We start from the raw sequence: 22892 nt of genomic DNA, 5'->3' as shown, positions 1-22892 counted from the left end.
TGGTCAGTCTTCGTCGGCAATGGTGATGTGGTCGTCGCCCGCCGCCGAGCCGAGGTAGGCCTCGACCACCCGGGGGTTGGCGCGGACCTCCTCGGGACGGCCCTCGGCGATCTTCTCGCCGCGGTCGAGCACGGTGATCCGCTCGGAGACCCGCATCACGACGCTCATGTCGTGCTCGATGAGCAGGACGGAGATGCCCCGCTCGTCGCGCACCCGGTGGACGAAGTTGACGAAGGTCGCCGACTCGGCCGGGTTCATGCCGGCGGTGGGCTCGTCGAGGAGCAGCACCTTGGGCTTGAGTGCGAGGGCGCGGGCGATCTCGAGCCGCCGCTGGTCGCCGTACGACAGGTTGCGGGCGTAGTCGTCGCCCACCTTGCCCAGCCCCACGAAGTCGAGGAGCTCGCGGGCGAAGTCGTGTGCCTCCTTCTCCTCCCGCTTCTGCCGGGGAAGCCCGAAGACGGTGCTCCACACGCCCGACTTGAGGTGGGAGTGCATCGCGACCTTGACGTTCTCCTCGGCGGTCATGAGACCGAAGAGGCGGATGTTCTGGAACGTCCGCGCCAGGCCGAGCGAGGCGATCTTGTGCGGCTGGAGGCCGGTCACGTTGCGATCGCCGAGGATCACCCGGCCGCCCGGGTCGGGCTCGTAGAGACCGGTTAGGGCGTTGAAGAACGTCGTCTTGCCGGCGCCGTTGGGCCCGATCAGCGACACCACCGAGCGGTCGGGGATGACGAAGTCGACCTTGTTGACGGCGACGAGGCCGCCGAAGGTGACGCTGATGTTGCTGGCGACGAGCGCCGGGGGCGCCTCGACGGCGGTGGGGGCTGGGGTGTCGGTCGCGCTCACTTGGAGGCCTCCTCTGCTGACTCGACGAGCTTCTCGTCGGGCTCCTCGGCCATCAGGTCGTCGGGGCCGCCCTCGTGCATCACCGCGCGGGTGCGGCTCTCCGGGAAGAAGCCCTCTCGTCGGAACAGCATCATCAGGACGAGCGCGCCACCGAAGATCAGGAACGACAGGGACTCGAAGTTGATGCTGGTGCCGAGCGTGTCGTTGATGCTGTCGCCACCGTGCGGCAGCCACGTGGAGTTGAACATCGCGAGGCCCAGGGCCCCGACCAGGACACCCCACACGTTGCCCATGCCACCGAGGACCACCATCGCCAGAAGGATGACCGAGACGCCGAAGTTGAACTTGTCCGGGCCCATCCGGGAGAGGTGCTGGGCGTAGGCGACGCCGCCCAGGCCGCCGGCCATGGCGCCGACGGCGTACGCCGACAGCTTGACCCGGGTGAGCGGGACGCCCATCGCGCTGGCGGCGAGCTCGTCCTCGCGGATCGCTAGCCAGGCCCGTCCCATCCGGCCGCGCCGGATCCGGAGCGAGACGAAGACGATCAGGGCGGTGAGGATCGCGAAGAGGAGGAACTTGCCGACCGTGTCCGCCGAGGTCAGCGGACCCCAGCTCACTTCGCCGCGACGGACGCTGAGTCCTTCGACCGGGTCGATCGGCGAGATGCCCTGGGTGGCGTTGGAGAGGTTGAACCCGAGGCCGGCCTTGTCGCCGTTCTTGAAGACCTGCGGGATGATCTCACCGAAGCCCATGGTCACCAGCGCGAGGTAGTCGCCGCGCAGCCGGAGCGTCGGGGCGCCGATGATGACACCGAAGAGCGCGCACAGCGCCGCCGCGGCGATCAGCACCAGGATGATGTTGAGATGGATGCCCTGGTCGACGTCGTCGAGCGCGGGTGAGCCGCCGATGATGACGTTCTTGATCGGCACGAAGTAGGACATCAGCCAGGCGGTGCAGTAGCCGCCGAGCGCCCAGAACGCGACGAAGCCCAGGTCGAGCAGGCCGGCGTAGCCGACCACGATGTTGAGGCCGAGCGCGCTCATCGCCCAGATCAGGGCGTAGTTGAGCTGCCCGAGCGGGAGCCACTCCTGGAACCACTGCTGGGTGCCGCGGCCGGAGTCGGGCAGGAGGAAGCCGTACCAGATGAAGGCCAGGACGGCGAGGACGGCGAAGCCGAGCGGCCACCCGAAGGTCCCGAGGCTGAGGCTGCGGCGACTGGTGGAGGTCTCGGTGCTCACACTTTCTCCTTCGTCGAGGCGCCCATGAGTCCGTTGGGCCGGAAGACCATCACGAGGATGAGGATCACGAAGACGACACTCTGGGTCCAGCGCTGTCCGGCGCCCCAGTGCACGCCTTCGTTGAGCGCCTGGATGATGCCGATGAGCATCGCCCCGACGACCGCTCCGGGCAGGCTGCCGATGCCGCCGAGGACGGCGGCGGTGAAGGCGATGAGGCCGAGCTGCAGACCGAGGTCGTAGCGGGTGGTGCCGATGGACTGCTCGTAGACCAGGCCGGCCACGCCCGCGAGCGCGCCGCCGAGACCGAAGGTCAGGGAGATGATCCAGTTGACGTTGATGCCCATGAGCCGCGACGCGTCGGGGTCCTGGGCGACGGCTCGCATCGCCTTGCCGAGCCGGGTCCTGGTCACCAGCAGGGTGAGGCCGACGAGCACCGGGATCGTGACCGCGAGGACCACGATGAAGGAGTTCTGCACCGAGATGCCGAGGACCTCGAAGTGGCCCTTGGGAAGCACGGTCGGCCGCGACAGCTGGATCGAGCCGTTCCACTGCAGTCCGATGTACTGCAGCACGAAGCTCATGCCGACCGCGGTGATGAGCGGGGCGAGCTTGGGCGCGTGCCGCAGCCGGCGATAGGCAAGGAACTCGATGAGCATGTTCACGCCGGCACAGAAGGCAGGCACGATGATCAGGGCCGCGCCGAAGGCGGCCCAACCGGCGCCCCCGACGGACGTCTGGCCGAACCAGGTGGTGACGACCGCAGCGCTCATCAGGGTGCCGAGCATGAAGAGGTCGCCGTGGGCGAAGTTGATCAGCTCGATGATGCCGTAGACGAGCGAGTAGCCGAGGGCGATCAGCGCGTAGAGAGCGCCGAGCTGGATGCCGTAGACCAGGCTCTGGATGACCTGTGACGGGCCGTGGATGAAGTTCGCGAGCAGCCACGCGGCCACGCCCACGAGCAGGATGTACATGAAGACCCGCTCGACCGCTTGGCCGAGCCGGACCGGGTGCTTCGACACGATGTCGACGTTTTCCGCAGTGGTGGTGGCCATTGCTCTCCCTCGGTAAGGAGACGAGGGGCCGGCGCCGGGTGCGGCACCGACCCCCCGTCAATCACTGGTGCGGTCCTGACGAGGTCAGGAGACCGGCCAGCCCTTGAAGGTCGTCTCAGCGCCGCCGGTGGTCTTCTGGACGGTCATGTCGACCGCGTTGACGTCACCGGTCTCGCCGTCGATGGCGATCTCCTTGCCGAGGATGGCGTCGTCGGCGCTGATCGTGATCCCGTCGTGGAAGGCGTCGAGGACGCCGGCACGGGTGCCGTCGGAGGCCTCGATCGCCGCCAGGATCACCTGGAGGGCCTGGACGCCGTAGATGGCGTAGGAGTTGGCCGGGTCGGCGCCGCCGTGGGCCTCCTTGTAGGCGGTGAGGAACGCGCCGCCCTTCTCGGTCTTGGCGATGTCGCTGAGCGGCAGACCCGGGAAGGTGGTGAACATGCCCTCGGCCTCGGGCATGGTGTCGAGGGTGTCGGTGTACCCGGTCCAGCCGTCGGGGGCGAAGAGCTTCACCGTGGAGTTGTCGCCGAGGATGCTCACCTTGTCCTTGATCAGCTGGGCGCCGTTGTTGTCGAACACGCCACCGAAGTAGACGCAGTCCACGCCGTCGGCCTTCGCCTTGCTGAACAGGGCGTTGTAGTTGGTCGCCTTGCCGTCCCACGCCTGGGTCGAGTACTTGATGCCCTCGGCCTTGGCCTCGGCCGCGAAGGTCGAGGCGACGCCCTTGCCGTAGACCTCGGTGTCGTCGAGGACGAGGCAGTTGGTCACGCCCTGGTCCTGGATGGCGAACTGCGCACCGGCCTTGCCCTGGTAGTCGTCGGTGGTGACGACGCGGGCGTAGGTGCGGACGCCGCTCGGGTAGTACTTGTCCGGCTCGCCGGTGTCCCACTTCTTGGTCAGGCCGACCGCGGTGTTGGCGTGCGAGACCATGAACAGCGGGTCCTCGCCGCCGTTGATGGCCGGGATCTCGATGGCGGCGCAGCCCGAGTTGTAGGTGCCCATCACGGCGATCTCGTCGAGGTTGGCGAGGTGGTCGTCGGCGTTGGCCGCGCACTGCGCCTCGTCCCACTTGCCGGCGGCGGCGGTGGCGTCGTCGTACTTCTTCAGCTTGATCGTGTAGTCCCCGGCCTTGCCGTCGATCGAGTCGAGGTACTGGTTCATCGCGTCCCAGGTGGAGTCCGAGGCGGTCTGGGACGAACCCGTGAACGGGAGGTCGACGCCGATGACCAGCGTGTCCCCGCCACCGCCGCCACCGGCGGAGTCGCTGGAGCCACAGGCCGTGACAGTCAGGGCGGTGGCCGCCGCGGTCGCCAGAGCGGCGATCGCCTTGATGCGCGTGTTCATTCGTGTCCTCTCAACTGCCTCGTCGGCGGGGATGCCGGTGTGCCACCCTCTGGGCACGGCGAAGCTGGTTGAGCGTGAACCTAGAAGTCCGGGCAGGCGGTGTCAACGACCCTGGCGCGTCGGTAACGGTCCGAAACCAAGACGTAATCCCGGCGCGTCAACGGTCGGCGGAGGCGACGCCCGGACCGTGCTCGATCACGCCGTCGGCGACCTGGCGCATCGACAGCCGGAGGTCCATCGCCGTCTTCTGGATCCAGCGGAAGGCCTCGGGCTCGGAGAGCTTGAGCTGGGCCTGCAGGACGCCCTTCGCGCGGTCGACGGCCTTGCGGGTCTCGAGCCGCTCGGTGAGCCCGGCGACCTCGGCCTCGAGCTGCGCCAGCTCCTGGAAGCGGCTGACCGCGAGCTCGATCGCCGGCACGAGGTCCGACGCCGTGAAGGGCTTGACGAGGTACGCCATCGCGCCGGCGTCCCGCGCGCGCTCGACCAGCTCGCGCTGGCTGAAGGCGGTGAGCATCACGACCGGCGCCAGCCGCTGCCGGGCGATCGCCTCGGCGGCCGCGATCCCGTCGAGGACCGGCATCTTCACGTCGAGGATGACCAGGTCCGGCGTGTGCTCCGTGGCCAGGTCGATGGCCGCCTGGCCGTCCCCGGCCTGGCCGACGACGTCGTACCCCTCCTCGGCCAGCATCTCCGCCAGGTCCATGCGGATCAGCACCTCGTCCTCGGCGATGACGACGGTCCGGCGCGTGGGGCTCTGGCTCACGGGAGAAGGGTAGTACCCGCTAGGCTGAGGCGCTCAGAACGCCCCGGTAGCCCAATGGCAGAGGCCATGGATTCAAAACCCATTCAGTGTGAGTTCGAATCTCACCCGGGGCACTCAGGTTCTGCGGTAGGCGGGGGCGACCTCGTTGATCGCGTCGCCCATCCGGTGGATGCGCAGGGCGTTGGTGGAGCCGGGGATGCCGGGCGGGGCGCCGGCGATGACGACGACCAGATCGCCCTCCTCGACCCGCCCCACCTGGAGCAGCGCCTCGTCGATCTGGCGGACCATCTCGTCGGTGTGCTCGACGGTGTCGACCTTGAAGGTCTCGATCCCCCAGCTCAGCGCCAGCTGAGAGCGGGTGGAGGCCGACGGAGTGAAGGCGAGCATGGGGATCACGCCGCGCAGGCGCGAGAGCCGGCGGGCGGAGTCGCCGGTCGCGGTGAACGCGACGAGGTACTTCGCCCCGACCCGCTCCGCGACCTCCTCGGCGGCCTTGGCGATGATGCCGCCCTTGGTGTGCGGATCCCACACCAGCGGCGCGAGCGCGTTGCCGTCCTCAAAGGCGTGCCCCTCGGTGGCGGTGACGATGCGGGCCATCGTCTCGACGGTGTGCACGGGGTAGTCCCCGACCGAGGTCTCGGCCGAGAGCATCACCGCGTCGGCGCCGTCGAGGACGGCGTTGGCGACGTCGGAGGTCTCGGCCCGGGTCGGCGACGGGCTGGAGATCATCGAGTCGAGCATCTGGGTGGCCACGATGACCGGCTTCGCGTTGCGCCGGGCCTTCTCGATGATCCGCTTCTGCAGGAAGGGCACCTCCTCGAGCGGACACTCCACGCCGAGGTCGCCGCGGGCGACCATGAACGCGTCGAACGCCTGGATCACCTCGTCGAGGTTGTCGATCGCCTGCGGCTTCTCGATCTTGGCGATGACGGGCACGGTGCGCCCCTCCTCGCGCATGATCGCGCGCACGTCGTCGGCGTCCGCCGCGTTGCGCACGAACGACAGGGCGACGTAGTCGACGCCGAGACGCAGCGCGAAGCGCAGGTCCTCGACGTCCTTCTCGCTGAGCGCCGGCACGGAGACCGCGACGCCGGGGAGGTTGATCCCCTTGTTGTCGCTGACCGGTCCCCCGATCAGCACCTCGACGTGCACGTCGGTCCCGTCGGTCACGCCGGTGACGCGCAGCCGCAGCTTGCCGTCGTCGACGAGCAGCATGTCGCCGACCTTCACGTCGCCGGGCAGGCCCTTGTACGTCGTGCCGCAGATCGTGTCGTCGCCCAGCACGTCGCGCGTCGTGATCACCCAGGACTGGCCGCGGCGCAGGAACCACTTGGAGCCGTCGGCCGTCGGGCGGAACCGCTCGAGCCGGATCTTCGGGCCCTGGAGGTCGGCCAGGATGCCGACGCCCTTGCCGCTGGCGTCGGCGGCGGCACGGACCCAGCGGTAGCGACTCGCGTGCTCCTCATGGCCGCCGTGGCTCATGTTGAGCCGGGCGATGTCCATGCCGGCGTAGACCAGCTCCTTGATCCGCCGTTCCGACTCCGTTGCCGGTCCGAGGGTGCATACGATCTTGGCGCGCCTCACGTAGGCACACCCTACTCGGTTGGATCGATCACACCATCAGCGGTCGGTCGGTCGGCCGGATCGGCGCCGGCAGGGTGGTCGAGCCCGTGAGGAACCGGTCGACCGCGGAGGCGGCCGCACGACCCTCGGCGATCGCCCACACGATCAGCGACTGCCCGCGGCCGGCGTCGCCGGCCACGAAGACCCCGGGGACCGACGTCTCGAAGGCGGCGTCGCGCACGACGTTGCCCCGGCCGTCGAGCTCGACCCCGAGCTGCTCGAGCAGTCCGGGCCGCTCCGGGCCGAGGAAGCCCATCGCGAAGAGCACGAGGTCGGCGGGGATCTCGCGCTCGGTGCCCTCGATCTCGGTCAGCCGGCCCTCGACGAACTCGACCTCGACCAGCCTGAGCGCGCGGACGTTGCCCTCGTCGTCGCCGAGGAACTCCTTGGTGTTGACCGCGTAGACCCGCTCGCCGCCCTCCTCGTGCGCCGAGGAGACGCGGTAGAGCATGGGGTACGTCGGCCACGGCTGGCCCGCCGGGCGGTTGAGCGCCCTGCCGTCGGAGTCCGAGGGCCGCGGCATGATCTCGAGCTGGGTCACCGAGGCCGCGCCCTGGCGCAGCGACGTGCCCAGGCAGTCCGCGCCGGTGTCGCCGCCGCCGATGATGACGACGTGCTTGCCGGTCGCGACGATCTGGTCCTCGACCTTCTCCCCCAGCGCGAAGCGGTTGGCCTGCGGCAGGAACTCCATCGCCTGGTGGATGCCCTTGAGCTCGCGGCCCGGCGCCGGCAGGTCGCGAGGCTCGCACGCCCCGATGGCGAGGACGACGGCGTCGTACCGGCTCCGCAGGTCCTCGCCGGACAGCGCGCCACCGACGTCGACGCCGGTGCGGAAGACGGTGCCTTCGCGACGCATCTGGTCCAGGCGCCGGTCGAGGTGCTTCTTCTCCATCTTGAACTCGGGGATGCCGTAGCGCATCAGCCCGCCGATGGCGTCGGCGCGCTCGTAGACCGCGACGGTGTGGCCCGCGCGGGTGAGCTGCTGCGCGGTCGCCAGGCCCGCCGGACCGGAGCCGATGACGGCCACCGTCTTGCCCGAGAGCCACTCCGGCGCCTGCGGCCGGACCAGCCCGGACTCCCAGGCGCGGTCGATGATCGAGACCTCGATGTTCTTGATCGTCACCGGGTCCTGGTTGATGCCGAGCACGCAGGCGGTCTCGCACGGCGCCGGGCAGAGTCGGCCGGTGAACTCGGGGAAGTTGTTGGTCGCGTGCAGGCGCTCGATCGCGCCCTCCCAGTCGTCGCGCCAGGTGAGGTCGTTCCACTCGGGGATGATGTTGCCCAGCGGGCAGCCCTGGTGGCAGAACGGGATGCCGCAGTCCATGCAGCGGCTCGCCTGGGTGTTGATGATCGGCAGCAGCGCCCGGCCGATGCCGTCCGGGTAGACCTCGTTCCAGTCCTTGAGCCGCTCCTCCACGACGCGCCGCGTCGCGACCTGTCGCCCGGCCTTCAGGAAGCCCTTCGGGTCAGCCATGGAGCACCTCCATAATGCGCGCGGCGGCCTCGTCCTCGGACAGGCCCTCCTCGAGGGCCTCCTCCCGGGCCTCGACGACGCGCTTGTAGTCGCTGGGAATGATGAACGTGAAGCGCGTCAGCGCGGCGGCCCAGTCGGCCAGCAGCGCCTCGGCGACGTCCGAGCCGGTCTCCTCGGCATGACGGCGGACGAGATCGAGCAGCTCGTCGGCGTACCTCTCCGGGACCGGGCCGGTCTCGACCAGCTCGCCGTTGAGCCGGATCTCCTTGAAGTCGAGCACGAAGGCGTAGCCGCCCGACATGCCGGCCGCGAAGTTGCGGCCGGTCTTGCCGAGGACGACGACGCGGCCGCCGGTCATGTACTCGCAGCCGTGGTCGCCCACGCCCTCGGTCACGACGGTCGCGCCGGAGTTGCGCACGCAGCAGCGCTCCCCCACGCCGCCGCGGACGAAGATCTCACCCGAGGTGGCGCCGATGGCCAGCGTGTTGCCGGCGATGATCTGCTCGTTGGACGCGAAGGTCGCCGCGCGGTCGGGCCGGATGATGATCCGGCCGCCCGAGAGGCCCTTGCCGACGTAGTCGTTGCCGTCGCCCTCGAGGCGCAGCGTCACGCCGCGCGGGAGGAAGGCGCCGAACGACTGGCCGGCCGCGCCGATGAAGGTGAGGTCGATCGTGCCGTCGGGCAGGCCCTCGCCGCGGTAGCGCTTGGTGACCTCGTTGCCGACGATGGTGCCGACGGTCCGGTTGATGTTGCGGATCGGGAGCTGCGCGCGCACCGGCTCGCCGCTCTCGAGCGCCGGCTGGACCAGGGGCAGCAGGGTGGTGAGGTCGAGCGACTTCTCCAGCGCGTGGTCCTGCGCCTTGGTGTGGCGCAGGTCCTGGTCGGCGAACTGCTCGGGCAGCTCGACCTTGTGGAAGACGGGTGCCAGGTCGAGCCCGGACGCCTTCCAGTGGTCGATCGCGTCGCGCGCGTCGAGGACGTCGACCTGGCCGATGGCCTCGTCGAGGCTGCGGAAGCCGAGCGCGGCGAGGTGCTCGCGCACCTCCTCGGCGAGGTACAGGAAGAAGTTCTCGACGAACTCCGGCTTGCCGGAGAATCGCTCGCGGAGCACGGGGTTCTGCGTGGCGACGCCGACCGGGCAGGTGTCGAGGTGGCAGACCCGCATCAGGATGCAGCCGCTGACGACGAGCGGAGCGGTGGCGAAGCCGTACTCCTCCGCGCCGAGCAGGGCGGCGATGATCACGTCGCGGCCGGTCTTGAGCTGTCCGTCGGTCTGGACCACGATCCGGTCCCGCAGGCCGTTGAGCAGCAGGGTCTGCTGAGCCTCGGCGAGACCGAGCTCCCAGGGGCCGCCCGCGTGCTTGAGGCTCGTCAGCGGGGACGCGCCGGTGCCGCCGTCGTGACCCGAGATGAGGACGACGTCCGCATGCGCCTTGGAGACGCCGGCGGCGACCGTGCCGACCCCGACCTCGGCGACCAGCTTGACGTGGACGCGCGCCTCGCGGTTGGCGTTCTTGAGGTCGTGGATCAGCTGGGCGAGATCCTCGATCGAGTAGATGTCGTGGTGCGGCGGCGGGCTGATCAGGCCGACGCCGGGCGTCGAGTGCCGCGTCTTCGCAACCCACGGGTAGACCTTGTGGCCGGGCAGCTGACCGCCCTCGCCGGGCTTGGCGCCCTGGGCCATCTTGATCTGGATGTCGTCGGCGTTGGCGAGGTACTCGCTGGTGACGCCGAACCGGCCGGAGGCGACCTGCTTGATCGCCGAGCGCCGCTCGGGGTCGTAGAGCCGCTCAGGGTCCTCGCCGCCCTCGCCGGTGTTGGACTTGGCGCCGAGCCGGTTCATCGCGATCGCGAGGGTCTCGTGCGCCTCCATGGAGATGGAGCCGTACGACATCGCGCCGGTCGAGAAGCGCTTGACGATCTCACTCGCCGGCTCGACCTCGTCGATCGAGATCGGCTCGCGGCCGGTCGCGCTCGCGTCCTTGAACTTGAACAGGCCGCGGAGCGTCATCAGCCGCTCGGACTGCTCGTCGACGCGCGAGGTGTACTGCTTGAAGATGTCGTAGCGGCCCTGGCGGGTGGCGTGCTGGAGCCGGAAGACCGTCTCGGGATCGAACAGGTGCGGCTCGCCCTCGCGACGCCACTGGTACTCCCCGCCGATCTCGAGCTCGCGGTGGGCGGCGCCCACGCCGTCGCGCGGGTAGGCCCGCGCATGGCGCAGCGCGACCTCCTCGGCGATGACGTCGAGGCCGACGCCGCCGAGCTTGGAGGAGGTGCCGGTGAAGTACTTGTCGACCACCTCCTGGGAGAGGCCGACGCACTCGAAGAGCTGGGCGCCCGTGTACGACGACAGGGTGCTCACTCCCATCTTCGACATGACCTTGAGGACACCCTTGCCGAGCGCCTTGATGAGGTGCTTGACCGCCACCTCGGGCTCGACCTTGACGTAGTAGGCCTCGCGGGCGAGGTCCTCGACGGACTCCATCGCGAGGTAGGGGTTGACCGCGGCGGCGCCGAACCCGCAGAGCAGCGCGATGTGGTGGACCTCGCGCACGTCGCCGGCCTCGATGAGGAGCCCGACCTGGGTGCGGGTCTTCTCCCGCACGAGGTGGTGGTGCACCGCGGCGGTGAGCAGCAGCGACGGGATGGGCGCGAGCTCGGCCGTCGAGTGACGGTCGGAGAGCACGACGATCCGGGCGCCTCCGGCGATCGCCTCGCTGACCTCGGCGCAGATCTCCTCCAGGCGGGCCGCCATGGCGGCGCCACCGCCCTCGACGGGGTAGAGGCCCCGGGAGACGTGGGTGACGAAGCCGGCGTGGTCGCCGTCGCGGTTGATGTGCCGGATCTTCACCAGGTCGTCGTTGGAGATGACCGGGAAGGGCAGCACGATCTGGCGGCACGACGCCGGGCCGGGGTCGAGCAGGTTGGACTCCGGGCCGATCGAGCCGTTGAGGCTCGTCACGAGCTCCTCGCGGATCGCGTCCAGCGGCGGGTTGGTCACCTGCGCGAAGAGCTGGGCGAAGTAGTCGAAGATCAGTCGTGGCTTGCTCGACAGCGCCGCGATCGGCGCGTCGGTGCCCATCGAGCCGAGCGGCTCCGCCCCGGTGTTGGCCATCGGCGTGAGGATGACGCGCAGCTCCTCCTCGGTGTAGCCGAAGACCTGCTGGCGGCGGGTGACCGAGGCGTGCGAGTGGATGATGTGCTCGCGGTCGGGGATCTGCTCGAGCTTGATCAGCCCGGCGTGCAGCCACTCGTCGTAGGGCTGCTCGGAGGCGAGCTGGTCCTTGATCTCGTCGTCCTCGATGATCCGGTGCTCCTCGGTGTCGATGAGGAACATCCGGCCCGGCTGCATCCGTCCCTTGCGCACCACCGTGGCGGGGTCGATGTGGTCCAGGACCCCGGCCTCCGAGGCGTAGACGACCAGGCCGTCGTCGGTGACCCAGAAGCGGCCCGGGCGCAGGCCGTTGCGGTCGAGCACGGCGCCGACCTGGGTGCCGTCGGTGAAGACGACGTTGGCGGGACCGTCCCACGGCTCCATGAGCGTGGAGTGGAACTCGTAGAAGGCACGGCGCTTGGGGTCCATCTCGGCGTGGTTCTCCCACGCCTCGGGGATCATCATGAGCACCGAGTGCGGGAGGCTGCGGCCGCCGAGGTGGAGCAGCTCGAGCACCTCGTCGAAGCTCGCCGAGTCCGAGGCGCCGGTGGTGCAGATCGGGAACAGCCGCTCGAGGTCGCCGGGGATGACGTCGGACTCGAGCAGCGCCTCGCGGGCGCGCATCCAGTTGCGGTTGCCCATGACGGTGTTGATCTCGCCGTTGTGGGCGATGAACCGGAACGGGTGCGACAGCGGCCAGCTCGGGAAGGTGTTGGTCGAGAACCGGGAGTGCACGACCGCGATCGCCGACGCCATCCGCTCGTCGCGCAGGTCCGGGAAGACCTCGGCCAGCTGCGAGGTGGTGAGCATGCCCTTGTAGATCAGGGTGCGGCTCGACAGCGACGGGAAGTAGGCGTCGGTCTCGCTCTCGACGCGGCGGCGCAGGCAGAACGCCAGCCGCTCCAGCGCGAGGCCCGTCTGGCGGGAGCCGGCGGCGGCCACGAAGAGCTGCTCGAAGGCCGGCATGACGGCCAGCGCCGTCGGGCCGAGCGTCGCGGGCTCGACCGGGACGACCCGCCACCCGAGGACCTCCAGGCCCTCCTCGGCGGCGACCTGCTCGATCTGCGCCTTGGTCTTGGCGACGTGGTCCGGCTCGCCGGGCAGGAACGCCGTGCCGACGGCGTACGCGCCCGCGGGGGGGAGCTCGCCGAGCCCGCTCTCGGAGGCCACGGCGCGCAGGAACGCGTCGGGCACCTGGAGGAGGATGCCGGCGCCGTCACCGGAGTTGACCTCGGCGCCGGCGGCGCCGCGGTGGTCGAGGTTCTCGAGGGCGGTGATGCCCTGCGCGACGATCTCGTGGCTGGGGACGCCGGTCAGCGTGGCGACGAAGGCGACACCGCAGGCGTCACGCTCGAAACGGGGGTCGTACAGACCCTGGGCTGCCGGGAACGAGTGCTGGTAGGGCACAGGAAGATCTCCTGATCGGGTCGTCGTCCGTGTGGTCGTGCAGGTGGGACGGCTTTGGCCCAGGCGCGAAGCGTTACGTTACCACCGTGTGAACAGGCTCCGCATCCCGATAGACACTCTCCTCCCGTCCGGGATGCCTGCGGAGGCTCCAGACGAAGTACGCCGCCGCGGCGGCGAACAGCACGATGGAGGTCCACACGTTGAACCTCAGGCCGAGCACGTCGTTGAGCTCGACGTCGTCGATCCGGAGCGACTCGATCCAGCCGCGGCCGGCGCAGTAGAGCATCACGTAGAGCGCCATCACCCGGCCGTAGCCGATCCGGAAGCGTCGCTCCAGCCACAGGATCAGGGCGAACGCCAGCAGGTTCCAGAGGCACTCGTAGAGGAACGTCGGGTGGAAGGTGGCCGTCTCCGGCGGGTCGGTGCCGGCGGGCAGCGAGGCGAGGTAGGCGTCGGAGAAGTGGGCCCGGTCGATGGTCAGCCCCCACGGCAGGTCGGTCGGCTTGCCGTAGAGCTCCTGGTTGAACCAGTTGCCCCAGCGTCCGAGTGCCTGGGCGATCAGCAGGGTCGGCGCGACCGTGTCGGCGAGCGTCGCGAACAGGATCCGCTTGGAGCGGGCGCCGAGCCACGCGCCGAGCGCTCCCCCGCCCACGGCTCCCCAGATGCCCAGCCCGCCGTGCCAGACGTAGAGGATGTCCCACGCGCTGCGGCCGGGACCGAAGTAGAGGTCGTGGTCGGTGGCGACGTGGTAGAGCCGGGCGCCGACGATGCCGAACGGCACCGCCCACAGCGCGATGTCGGTGATCTCGCCGGACGTGCCGCCACGCCTGGCCCAGCGGCGCTCGGAGAGCCAGATCGAGGCGATGATGCCGAGGACGATGCACAGCGCGTAGCCGCGGATCGGGATCGGGCCGAGGTGCCAGACGCCGCTGCTCGGGCTGGGGATGGCGAGGAGGGTCATGAGCGGCGTCACGAGAGCGGGGCCTTTCCGTGCAGGATCGCGGTGAAGTCGGCGGCGAACTCGGCCGAGGAGGTCTCCATGTCCCACAGGACGGTGGAGGTGTGGTCGGGGCCGAGCGCGGTGATGGTCGTGCTGTGCGAGGTCAGGTCGTAGCCGCCGTCGGGCAGCTTGGTGCCGTCGTCGACGCTGACGGCCAGGGATCTCGCGACGGCGACGATGTCGTCGAGCTCGCCGGTCAGGCCGACGAAGCCGGAGCCGTAGCGGTCGAGGTACTTCCGCAGCACCGGCCCGGTGTCGCGCGCGGGATCGCTGGTGACGAACACGAGGTCGACGTCCTCGCGATCGGCCTTCGAGAGCCGGCTGAGCGCCACCGAGAGGTTGTTCATCACCAGCGGACAGTAGTCGTCGCAGTGGGTGTAGCCGAAGAAGACCAGCGTGAGGGGCTTGTCGGCCTCCGTCAGCGCGTACGACGTGCCGTCGGTGTCCTGCAGCGCGACGTCGGACACGCTGTAGGGGGCATGGGTGATCCCCGTGAACGCGCTCGACGACCCGCCTCCGCCGCATCCGGCGAGCACGAGGAGCGAAGCGACGAGGGCGAGCCCTCGACTAGCGCCCGCGAACACCAGCAGCCAGCTCCTCGGTGAGCGCGCGCAGCGCCCCGAGCCCCGCGGACCGGTCGGCGCCGTTCGACAGGAGGGTGCGCACGAACGCCGTGCCGACGATGACGCCGTCGGCCAGCTTGCCGAGCTCGGCCGCCTGGGCGCCGGTGCTGACACCCACTCCCACCCCGACAGGGAGGGACGTCGTGGCCTTGGTCCGCGCGATGAGCGGCCCGACGACGTCGGCGGTCGCCTGCTTGCCGCCGGTGACGCCCATGACTCCGGTGGCGTAGACGAACCCGCGGCTGGCGGCCGTGGTCATCGCGATCCGCTCGTCGGTGCTCGACGGCGAGACGAGGAAGACCTTGTCGAGGTCGTGGGCGTCCGCGGCGGCGATCCAGGCCTCGGCGTAGTCGGGGGTGATGTCGGGCGTGATCAGCCCCGCTCCCCCGGCGGACGCCAGGTCCCGCGCGAACCGCTCCACCCCCCTGTGTCCATTCCTACGGCCTGCTTCGCGACCGTAGGCCTCCACGGGGTTCCAGTAGGTCATCACCAGCGTCGGCGTGCCGGTCGCGGCGACGGCCTCGACGGTGCGGAGCACGTCCTTGATCCGCACCCCGCCGTCGAGCGCCTGCTGGGCGGCGGCCTGGATGACCGGGCCGTCCATCACCGGATCGCTGTAGGGCAGGCCGATCTCGATGACGTCGCAGCCCGCTTCGACCATGGCCTTGAGCGCCTCGATCGCGCCGTCGACGTCGGGGAAGCCGGCGGGCAGATAGCCGACGAGCGCCGCGCGGCCCTCCGCCTTGGCCGAGGCGAACGCCGCCGACGTACTGCTCGCGGTCACTTCGCCCCCTCGGCGATCTGCTCCTCGGACGCTGCGACGGGCGTGCCGTCGGGCTTGGCCTGGCCCAGGCCGAACCACTCGACGGCGGTGCCCATATCCTTGTCGCCCCGGCCGCTGAGGTTGACGAGGATCGTCGCGCCCGCAGGGAAAGTGGGCGCGATCCGGAGCGCGCCGGCGACGGCGTGGGCCGACTCGATCGCGGGGATGATGCCCTCGGTCCGGGCGAGGAGGGCGAAGGCGTCCATGGCCTCCGCGTCGGTGACCGGCTCGTAGGTGGCGCGGCCGGCCTTCGCGAGCCACGCGTGCTGCGGCCCGACGCCGGGGTAGTCGAGGCCGGCGCTGATCGAGTGCGACTCGATGGTCTGGCCCTCGTCGTCCTGCAGCACGTAGGTGCGGGCGCCGTGGAGGACGCCCTCGTCGTTGGCCGTGATCGTGGCGGCGTGGCGACCGGTCTCGTAGCCGTCGCCGCCGGCCTCGAAGCCGTAGATCCGCACGCCCGGGTCCTCCAGGAAGGCGGTGAAGAGGCCGATCGCGTTGGAGCCTCCGCCGATGCACGCGGCGACGGCGTCCGGCAGGCCGCCATACTGCCGGAGCACCTGCTCGCGCGCCTCGTCGCCGATGCCGCGGGTGAGGTCGCGCACCAGCGTCGGGAACGGGTGCGGCCCGGCGGCGGTGCCGAAGAGATAGGCGGTGTGCTCGACGTTGGCGACCCAGTCGCGGAAGGCCTCGTTGATGGCGTCCTTGAGCGTTGCGGAGCCGGTGTCGACCGGGATCACCTCGGCGCCGAGCAGCTGCATCCGGGCGACGTTGAGGGCCTGCCGCTCGGTGTCGACCTTGCCCATGTAGACCGTGCAGTCCAGGCCGAAGTACGCCGCCGCCGTGGCCGTGGCGACGCCGTGCTGCCCCGCGCCGGTCTCGGCGATGACCCTCCGCTTGCCCATCCGGCGGGTGAGCAGCGCCTGGCCGAGGACGTTGCGGATCTTGTGGGCGCCGGTGTGGTTGAGGTCCTCGCGCTTGAGCAGGATGCGGCGACCGACGGTCTCGGAGAGTCGCTGCGCGTGGTAGAGCGGCGAGGGCAGGTTGGCGTAGTCGCGCAGGATCGCGTCGAACTCCCGGACGAAGGTCGGGTCGGCCTTCGCCTCCTGCCACGCCTCGTCGATCTCGTCCAGGGCGCGCATCAGGGCCTCGGGCATGTACTTCCCGCCGAAGCCGCCGGCGGAGCCGCCGAAGAAGCCGCGCGCGTCGGCGTCGAAGCTGGTGGTCTCGCTCAGGTGGGTCGTCATTCGAGTCCTGTCATCGCGCGTACGGCGGCCTCGGGGTCGCCCTCCTTGACCAGCGCCTCGCCGACGAGGACGGCGCGGGCGCCCTCGGAGACGAACCGCTTGACGTCGACGGGGGTGAAGATCCCCGACTCGGCCACCTTGACGCAGGTGTCGGGGATGAGCGGGGCGAGCCGGCCGAAGACGTCGGCGTCGACCTGGAGGGTCTTGAGGTTGCGCGCGTTGACGCCGATCAGCGCAGGCCCGAGGCCGACGGCGATCTCGGTCTCGCGCTCGTCGTGCACCTCCACGAGCGCCGTCAGCCCCAGCTCGCCGGCGAGCTCGAAGAGCGAGCGCAGGCGATCGATGTCGCCCGGGAAGTTGGCCACCATGAGGAGCGCGAGGTCGGCGCCATGGGCACGCGCCTCGAGGAGCTGATACGCGTCGACGATGAAGTCCTTGCGCAGGATCGGCGTGTCCACGGCCGCGCGGACGGCGTCGAGGTCCGCGAGGCTGCCGCCGAAGCGACGTCGCTCGGTGAGCACGCTGATCGCGCCCGCTCCTCCCCGCGCGTACGCCGACGCCAGGTCGGCCGGGTCGGGGATGTCGGCCAGCGCGCCCTTGGAGGGGCTGCGGCGCTTCACCTCGGCGATGACGCTGCTGCCCGGCGTACGCAGGTGCGGAAGGGGGTCGCGCGGCGGATCGACGTCGGCGAGCATGGCCCGCAGATCGGCCTCGGAGGTGGCCGAGCGCCGCTCCCCGAGATCCTCGCGGACGCCCGCGAGGATGTCGTCGAGCACGGTCCCAGCCATGGGGGCAAGTCTGGCATGCCCCGGTCGTGGCCCACGAACCGATTCCTCCGGTCTCGGAGATGCCCTAGGGTTCGGGCCACCGCTCTGGCCACTCTCGGGCCAGGCGACCAGCGAAAGGAACGTCGCATGAGCTACGGAACCCCTCCGCCCCCGCCGCCCCAGTGGGGCGACCAGCAGCCGGCGTACGGCGGCCTCCCGCAGCCGCATCCCAAGGGCACGATGATCCTGGTCTTCGGCATCATCGGCTTGGTGTGCTGCATGCCCTTCGGCATCGCGTCGTGGGTGATGGGCAACAACGCGCTGAAGGAGATCGACGCCCGCCCGGGGGCCTACAGCAACCGTGGCACCGTCCAGGCAGGGAAGATCCTCGGCATCATCGCCGTCGTGCTGACCGTCGTCGGGATCATCGGCTACGCGATCCTGATCGCGATCGTCGCCTCGAACGGCGGCTTCGAGACCTCTCCCTGATCAGGGGGCGAGCCAGCTGCCCGCCGGCGTGTTGCGCAGCAGCGTGAAGAGCAGCGCGCCGGCGGCGAGCCCGGTCCACGCCCGCCGGGACCACTCGTCGGGCAGCCGGGGCGGCGGGCGGTCGCGCCAGCGGCTGACGAACCACAGGGCGAGCAGCACAACGGCGACCGGGATGCCGACGGTGACGAGCAGGTTGCTGGACAGCGCCTGGCCGACGTGGCCGTCGGTCAGGTCGTTGACCGCGCGCAGGCCGCCGCAGCCGGGGCAGTAGATCCCCGTGACCTTGTAGAGCGGGCAGAAGCCCCACGCTCCCTGGTCGTGCGGGTCGCGCAGGTGCAGCGCGAGGGTGGCGGCCGCGAGGCCGCCGATGGTCAGCGCGGGAGCGCGCAGGCGCTCCGCTCGCGACTCAGTGAGAGTCAATGCGAGTCACTGGCGAGGCGCGGCAGGATCAGGTAGGCGGCGAGGCCGATCAGGGTGACGACGACGCCGATCCAGAACACGAGGTAGCTCACCGGGGAGAGCATCAGGCCGACGCTGCCGATGACGAAGCCGAGCAGACCGATCGAGATGCCCGTCCAGGCGGCGGGAGTGTTGCCGTGATTGTCAGCCATGGTGCCGATCCTAACGGTCGTCCGGGTTCGTCACGTCGGTCGGGTCGCGCCCCTCGTCGAGGGCCCTCCACAGGTCCAGCGGGGTCTCGGGCCTCGTGTCCGCGGGGTCGCCGGGCGTCCGCGACTCGTCGGCCCGGCGGCCGCGGCGCCACAGCGCGATCACGACGACCAGCGCGACGACGGCGATGAGGATCGGGCCGGCGGCGTCGGCCATCAGCAGGCCCTCGTCGCTTCGGGCGTCACAGGAGCTGGTCCGCGTCGAAGCAGGTGCGGTCGCCGGTGTGGCAGGCGCCGTCGACCTGGTCGACCTTGAGCAGCAGGGCGTCGCCGTCGCAGTCGAGGCGGACCTCCTTGACGGCCTGGGTGTGGCCGGAGGTGGCGCCCTTGACCCAGAGCTCGCCCCGGCTGCGGCTCCAGTAGGTGCCCTGGCCGGTGGTGAGCGTGCGCTCGAGCGCCTCGTCGTTCATCCACGCGAGCATGAGCACCTCCCCCGTGTCGTGCTGCTGCACGATGGCCGGCACGAGGCCGTCGGGGGTGCGCTTGAGTCGGGCGGCGAGGTCGGGGTCGAGCACCGCTCCATTATCCCTGCTGCGCCACCCAGCTGCGGTGCAGCCGGTCGTACGCCGTCCCGGGCTGGGTCACGAGCTCGGTGTGGGGACCGCGCTGGACGATGCGCCCGGCGTCGACGACGATCACCTCGTCGGCCGCCTCGGCGGTGCTCAGGCGGTGGGCGATCGTGACGCTGGTGCGACCGGCCATGAGGCGCTCGAGCGCGCGGTTGATCCGCATCTCCAGGCGGGGGTCGACCGCGCTGGTGGCCTCGTCGAGCACGAGCAGGTCGGGGTCCGCCAGCTGGGCGCGGAGCAGCGCGACGAGCTGCCGCTCCCCCGCGCTCATCGACTCCCCCCGCTGTCCCACCGGCGTTGCGATGCCGAGCGTCAGCGAGGCGAGCCACCCATCGAGGCCGAGGGTCCTCGCCGCGGCGAGGATGTCCTCGTCGGTCGCGTCGAGGTCGCCGTACCGCGCGTTGGCCGCGAGCGTGTCGTCGAAGAGGAAGCCCTCCTGCGGCACGAGGACGACGCCGCGGCGCAGGCTCGCCTGGCCGATCTCCCGCAGGTCGACGCCGTCGAGGCGGACGACGCCATCGGTGGGGTCCATCAGCCGGGTGAGGAGCTTGGCGATCGTGGACTTCCCCGAGCCCGTCTCGCCGACGACGGCGACGCGCGTCCCCGGCTCGATGCGGAGGTCGAGGTCGTGGAGGACGGGGGCACCACCGGGGTAGGCGAAGGTGACGTGGTCGAACTCCACAGCGATCGGGCCGCGTGGCAGCGTGGCGGCGTCGGGGCCGGGGTCGGTGAGGTCGGCGGGCGTGTCGAGGACGCCGATGACGCGCCGCCAGCTGGCGATGGCGTTCTGGGCGTCGGTGAGGATCTGGGTGCCCATCTGGACGGGGTTGACGAACAGGCTCACCAGGAAGGCGAAGGCCAGGATCCTGCCGCTGGTGGTGTCCCCGACCCCGGGGAGGCCGGTGTGGGCGGCGAGCCAGATCCCTCCGAGGATCACGCCCGCGTTGGCCAGCCCGCCGCTGATCCCGCCGAGGCTGAAGCTGAGCACGGTGTAGCTCTGCGCACCGGTCTGCGCCGCCCGGTTGGCGTCGATCGCGGCGTCGATGCGCTGCTGGGTGCGGTCCTCGACGGCGTACGCCTTGACGACGGCGGCGCCGACGACCGGCTCGCTGATCGCGCTGAGCATGACCGCGATGCTCTGGCGGACGTGGGTGTAGGCGACCGAGAGCCGGCGCTGGAACCAGCGGATGCTGAAGAAGAGCGGGGCGAAGCAGAGCCAGACCATGAGCGCCAGGGGCCAGCTGTAGACCGCCATGACGACGGTCGCGACGAGCATCTGGCCGGCGCTCACGACCAGGATCAGGCCGCCGAAGACGAGGAACTGGCTGATCTGGTCGACGTCGCTCGTCACCCGGGAGACCAGTGCGCCGCGGCGCTCGGTGTTCTGGGTGAGCATCGGGAGCTCGTGGATGTGCCGGAAGGCCTTGATCCGCAGGCTCGCCAGGCCGCGCTCGCTGACGGTGAAGAGCCGGCTGGTCATGGCGTAGGAGGCGGCCGCGGTGAGGCCGATGGCCAGCGCCGAGACCGCCGCCGCGACGACGGTGAAGGTCACGTCGGGGCCGCGCCCGTCGCTGCCGCCGATGCCGTGGTCGAGCGTCTGCTGGACGGCGATGGGGACGACGACCTGGCCGACGCTGGCGAGCACGGCGAGGGCGAGGGTGCCGCGCAGGCCTTCGGTGAGCTCGGGGCTGTGCCGGATCCCGCGGCGGATGGTCTCGATCGCCCCGATGTCCGCACCCGTGTCGACCGTGGTCACGCGCCGGCCCCCTCGTGCTCGGCCTCGTAGGCGTTGACCAAGCGGGCGTAGTCGGCGTCCCGCTCGAGGAGCTGCGCATGCGTGCCGCGATCCGCGACCCGGCCCTCGTGCAGGTGGACCACCTCGTCGGCCAAGCCGATCGTGGCCTTGCGGTAGGCGACGACCACCAGCGTGCTGTCACTGGTCTCCCGCAGGCCGGCGAGGATGCGCTGCTCGACCTCGGGGTCGACGGCGCTGGTGGCGTCGTCGAGGACGAGCAGCCGCGGGCGGCGGATGAGCGCGCGGGCGAGGCTGATCCGCTGCCGCTGCCCGCCCGACAGCGAGGTGCCGCGCTCGCCGAGGCGGGTGTCGAGCCGCTGCGGGAGCGCGTCGACGAACTCCGCGGCCTGCGCGATCCGCAGCGCCGCCCACACCTCCTCGTCGGAGAAGTCGGCGCCCAGCGTGACGTTGCCGCGGACGGTGTCGTCGAAGAGGAACGCCGTCTGCGGGACGGTCGCCACGGCGCGGGCGAGCTCCCCCGGCGCGAGGTCGCGGAGGTCGGTGCCGTCGATCGCGATCGCGCCGCTGTCGGGGTCGACGAGGCGGGCGAGCAGGGTGGCCAGCGTGCTCTTGCCGGCTGCGGTGGCGCCGACGACGGCGGTCGTCCGGCCGGACGCCACGTCGAAGGTGACGCCGTCGAGGACGGGCGGGCTGCCGTCGTACGCGAAGGCGACGTCGCGCACGTCGAGGGCCGCGCCGGTCCGGGCGACGGCGAGCGAGGCTCCGCCGTACGCCGTCGACCCCTCCGCTTCGAGCACGGCCGTCACGCGCCGCCACCCGACGACGCTGCGCGGGAACTCGCCCAGGAGCCAGCCGATCGAGCGGATCGGGAAGCTGACGATGGTGAGCAGGTAGGCCACCGTGACGACGTCGCCCGCCTCGGTCGATCCGCCGCCGACACGGGCGACACCGACGATGAGGACGACCAGGACGCCGAGGTTGGGCAGGGCGGCCATCGCGGGGTCGAAGGCGGCGCGGATCCGGCCGGCGCGGATGTTCACGTCACGGAGCTGGTCGGCCTTGGCGGCGAACCGCGCGGTCTCCTCCGTCTCGCGGCCGAGGGTCTTGACGACGAGCGCGCCGTCGAAGGACTCGTGGGCGACCTCGGAGAGCTCGGCGCGGAGCTGCTGGGCGCGCGTCATCAGGGGGCTGGCGAAGCGCTGGTAGGCGAGGTTGGCCAGGATCACGGCCGGGAAGACGAGCAGGCCGACGAGGGCGAGGACGAGGTCGGCGGCGAACATCTGCACGACCGCGATGACCATCATGACGATCGTGCCGACCGCCATGGGCAGCGGCGCGATCGGAGACCACGCCGCCTCGACGTCGGAGTTGGCATTGGAGAGCAGCTGGCCGGTCGGGTGCTGGTGGTGCCACGCCAGAGGGAGCTCGAGATAGCGCCGCGTCACCTCGCGCCGGGTGTGGGCCTGCATGCGGTACTGCATGACTCCCGCGCCGAGGCGTCGCGCCACGATGCCGACCGCCCGCAGCAGGGCGACGCCGACGAAGAGCGCCGCGACGGCGACGAGGAGGCCCGCGCCGACGTGTCCGTCGTCGAAGTAGGGCAGCAGGACGTGGTCGGTGGACCAGCCGAGCACCCACGCGTCCGCGACGGTCAGCGCGCCGAAGAGGGCGCTGCCGATCGTCGAGACGGCGAAGATCCAGGGCTCCCGCCGGATCGCCACGCCCAGCACCTTGAGGCCGTCCCAGGTCGTCGCTCTCGTCGAGGACGGTGAGGAGCGAGCCACGAGGATCGACCCTACCGAGCCTCACCTACCGGACGGCGGGAGGATACGGTCGAGGTCGAGCGCGCCTAGGGTGTGTTGATCAATTCGGCGCCGTCGCGAGCGGCGTCCGGCGCGTGCGCTGGCAAGGCGGAGCGAGGAGCGATGCCGGAGGCATCGTGACGAGTGACAACGCCGCCAGGGCGCGTGCTGGGCGACGCGCAGCAGGCGTCCGAATTGATCAACACGCCCTAGGGGATAAACACGCCCAGGTCGAGGGACCCTCGACCGC

The 22892-nt window shown here is 70.8% G+C and carries 20 protein-coding genes and 1 tRNA gene; 2 read left to right on the top strand and 19 right to left on the bottom strand.

Features of this window, described 5'->3' with window-relative positions; all coding sequences use genetic code 11:
* Positions 1 to 3: 3 nt before the first annotated feature.
* The 5 genes from QM572_RS05185 to QM572_RS05165 all read right to left on the bottom strand — a co-directional run bounded on the left by QM572_RS05185 (position 4) and on the right by QM572_RS05165 (position 5243).
* Positions 4 to 846, bottom strand: a complete 843-nt coding sequence (locus tag QM572_RS05185; protein ID WP_415090758.1) for an ABC transporter ATP-binding protein — start codon at positions 844 to 846, stop codon at positions 4 to 6.
* A complete protein-coding gene (locus QM572_RS05180; RefSeq protein WP_415090756.1) occupies positions 843 to 2084 on the bottom strand; it encodes a branched-chain amino acid ABC transporter permease in 1242 nt (413 codons plus the stop codon). Before QM572_RS05180 ends, QM572_RS05185 begins: the two co-directional genes overlap by 4 nt.
* Positions 2081 to 3136, bottom strand: a complete 1056-nt coding sequence (locus QM572_RS05175) for a branched-chain amino acid ABC transporter permease (protein WP_415090754.1) — start codon at positions 3134 to 3136, stop codon at positions 2081 to 2083. Before QM572_RS05175 ends, QM572_RS05180 begins: the two co-directional genes overlap by 4 nt.
* 84 nt (positions 3137 to 3220) lie before the next feature.
* A complete protein-coding gene (locus QM572_RS05170; protein ID WP_415090751.1) occupies positions 3221 to 4480 on the bottom strand; it encodes a branched-chain amino acid ABC transporter substrate-binding protein in 1260 nt (419 codons plus the stop codon).
* Positions 4481 to 4637: 157 nt separating this feature from the next.
* Positions 4638 to 5243: an ANTAR domain-containing response regulator gene (locus tag QM572_RS05165; protein WP_415090749.1), complete on the bottom strand. Its 606-nt coding sequence runs from the start codon at positions 5241 to 5243 to the stop codon at positions 4638 to 4640.
* 40 nt (positions 5244 to 5283) lie between these two features.
* Between QM572_RS05165 and QM572_RS05160 the strand changes: the two genes are divergently transcribed.
* A tRNA-Leu gene (locus QM572_RS05160) sits at positions 5284 to 5356 on the top strand.
* Position 5357: 1 nt separating this feature from the next.
* On the opposite strand, the gene pyk is transcribed toward QM572_RS05160, so the two are convergent.
* The 8 genes from pyk to trpC form a co-directional block, all read right to left on the bottom strand.
* Entirely contained in the window at positions 5358 to 6827 is a 1470-nt protein-coding gene (pyk, locus tag QM572_RS05155) for a pyruvate kinase (RefSeq protein ID WP_415090747.1), read from the bottom strand.
* A 28-nt stretch (positions 6828 to 6855) separates the two neighbouring features.
* Positions 6856 to 8340, bottom strand: a complete 1485-nt coding sequence (locus QM572_RS05150) for a glutamate synthase subunit beta (RefSeq protein ID WP_415090745.1) — start codon at positions 8338 to 8340, stop codon at positions 6856 to 6858.
* Positions 8333 to 12901 (bottom strand): glutamate synthase large subunit, encoded by a 4569-nt coding sequence (gene gltB, locus QM572_RS05145; protein WP_415090743.1) that lies wholly within the window; start codon positions 12899 to 12901, stop codon positions 8333 to 8335. Before gltB ends, QM572_RS05150 begins: the two co-directional genes overlap by 8 nt.
* A gap of 73 nt (positions 12902 to 12974) precedes the next feature.
* Complete coding sequence (gene lgt, locus QM572_RS05140) at positions 12975 to 13874, bottom strand: prolipoprotein diacylglyceryl transferase (RefSeq protein ID WP_415090741.1); 900 nt, start codon at positions 13872 to 13874, stop codon at positions 12975 to 12977.
* Entirely contained in the window at positions 13871 to 14485 is a 615-nt protein-coding gene (locus QM572_RS05135) for an SCO family protein (RefSeq protein WP_415090739.1), read from the bottom strand. Before QM572_RS05135 ends, lgt begins: the two co-directional genes overlap by 4 nt.
* A complete protein-coding gene (gene trpA, locus QM572_RS05130) occupies positions 14469 to 15308 on the bottom strand; it encodes a tryptophan synthase subunit alpha (RefSeq protein WP_415090737.1) in 840 nt (279 codons plus the stop codon). Before trpA ends, QM572_RS05135 begins: the two co-directional genes overlap by 17 nt.
* Positions 15305 to 16591, bottom strand: coding sequence for a tryptophan synthase subunit beta (gene trpB / locus QM572_RS05125; protein ID WP_415090735.1), 1287 nt, complete (start codon positions 16589 to 16591; stop codon positions 15305 to 15307). The genes trpA and trpB overlap by 4 nt, the downstream gene beginning before the upstream one ends.
* Positions 16588 to 17379 carry an indole-3-glycerol phosphate synthase TrpC gene (trpC, locus tag QM572_RS05120; RefSeq protein ID WP_415090733.1) on the bottom strand — a complete coding sequence of 264 codons (792 nt, stop codon included), beginning with the start codon at positions 17377 to 17379 and terminating at the stop codon, positions 16588 to 16590. The genes trpB and trpC overlap by 4 nt, the downstream gene beginning before the upstream one ends.
* A 126-nt stretch (positions 17380 to 17505) precedes the next feature.
* On the opposite strand from trpC, the gene QM572_RS05115 reads away from it, so the two are divergent.
* The gene (locus tag QM572_RS05115; RefSeq protein ID WP_415090731.1) at positions 17506 to 17847 is read left to right on the top strand and encodes a DUF4190 domain-containing protein; all 342 of its coding nucleotides are present in this window, start codon (positions 17506 to 17508) and stop codon (positions 17845 to 17847) included.
* Here the strand turns inward: QM572_RS05115 and QM572_RS05110 are convergent, their stop codons facing one another.
* The 6 genes from QM572_RS05110 to QM572_RS05085 are packed head-to-tail and all read right to left on the bottom strand — an operon-like array spanning position 17848 to position 22624.
* Entirely contained in the window at positions 17848 to 18267 is a 420-nt protein-coding gene (locus QM572_RS05110; protein ID WP_415090729.1) for a DUF2752 domain-containing protein, read from the bottom strand.
* Positions 18264 to 18458: an HGxxPAAW family protein gene (locus QM572_RS05105; RefSeq protein WP_415090727.1), complete on the bottom strand. Its 195-nt coding sequence runs from the start codon at positions 18456 to 18458 to the stop codon at positions 18264 to 18266. The genes QM572_RS05110 and QM572_RS05105 overlap by 4 nt, the downstream gene beginning before the upstream one ends.
* A gap of 10 nt (positions 18459 to 18468) precedes the next feature.
* Positions 18469 to 18672, bottom strand: a complete 204-nt coding sequence (locus QM572_RS05100; protein WP_415090725.1) for a hypothetical protein — start codon at positions 18670 to 18672, stop codon at positions 18469 to 18471.
* A gap of 25 nt (positions 18673 to 18697) precedes the next feature.
* Entirely contained in the window at positions 18698 to 19030 is a 333-nt protein-coding gene (gene hisI, locus QM572_RS05095; protein ID WP_415090723.1) for a phosphoribosyl-AMP cyclohydrolase, read from the bottom strand.
* 7 nt (positions 19031 to 19037) lie between these two features.
* A complete protein-coding gene (locus tag QM572_RS05090; RefSeq protein WP_415090721.1) occupies positions 19038 to 20840 on the bottom strand; it encodes an ABC transporter ATP-binding protein in 1803 nt (600 codons plus the stop codon).
* A complete protein-coding gene (locus tag QM572_RS05085; RefSeq protein WP_415090718.1) occupies positions 20837 to 22624 on the bottom strand; it encodes an ABC transporter ATP-binding protein in 1788 nt (595 codons plus the stop codon). Before QM572_RS05085 ends, QM572_RS05090 begins: the two co-directional genes overlap by 4 nt.
* Positions 22625 to 22892: the final 268 nt, after the last annotated feature.

Origin of the sequence: Nocardioides sp. (genome assembly GCF_047607365.1) — a bacterium.
Classification (GTDB): domain Bacteria; phylum Actinomycetota; class Actinomycetes; order Propionibacteriales; family Nocardioidaceae; genus Nocardioides.
The sequence above is the reverse complement of the archived record's forward strand: the minus strand, read 5'-3'. Positions and strand labels throughout refer to the sequence as shown.

Excerpts from the sequence above, each read along its gene's own strand:
- QM572_RS05175 (WP_415090754.1), bottom strand. The coding sequence starts at position 3,136 with ATGGCCACCACCACTGCGGAAAACGTCGACATCGTGTCGAAGCACCCG.
- QM572_RS05170 (WP_415090751.1), bottom strand. The coding sequence starts at position 4,480 with ATGAACACGCGCATCAAGGCGATCGCCGCTCTGGCGACCGCGGCGGCC.
- QM572_RS05150 (WP_415090745.1), bottom strand. The coding sequence starts at position 8,340 with ATGGCTGACCCGAAGGGCTTCCTGAAGGCCGGGCGACAGGTCGCGACG.
- trpB (WP_415090735.1), bottom strand. The coding sequence starts at position 16,591 with ATGACGACCCACCTGAGCGAGACCACCAGCTTCGACGCCGACGCGCGC.
- trpC (WP_415090733.1), bottom strand. The coding sequence starts at position 17,379 with ATGGCTGGGACCGTGCTCGACGACATCCTCGCGGGCGTCCGCGAGGAT.
- QM572_RS05115 (WP_415090731.1), top strand. The coding sequence starts at position 17,506 with ATGAGCTACGGAACCCCTCCGCCCCCGCCGCCCCAGTGGGGCGACCAG.
- QM572_RS05105 (WP_415090727.1), bottom strand. The coding sequence starts at position 18,458 with ATGGCTGACAATCACGGCAACACTCCCGCCGCCTGGACGGGCATCTCG.
- QM572_RS05100 (WP_415090725.1), bottom strand. The coding sequence starts at position 18,672 with ATGGCCGACGCCGCCGGCCCGATCCTCATCGCCGTCGTCGCGCTGGTC.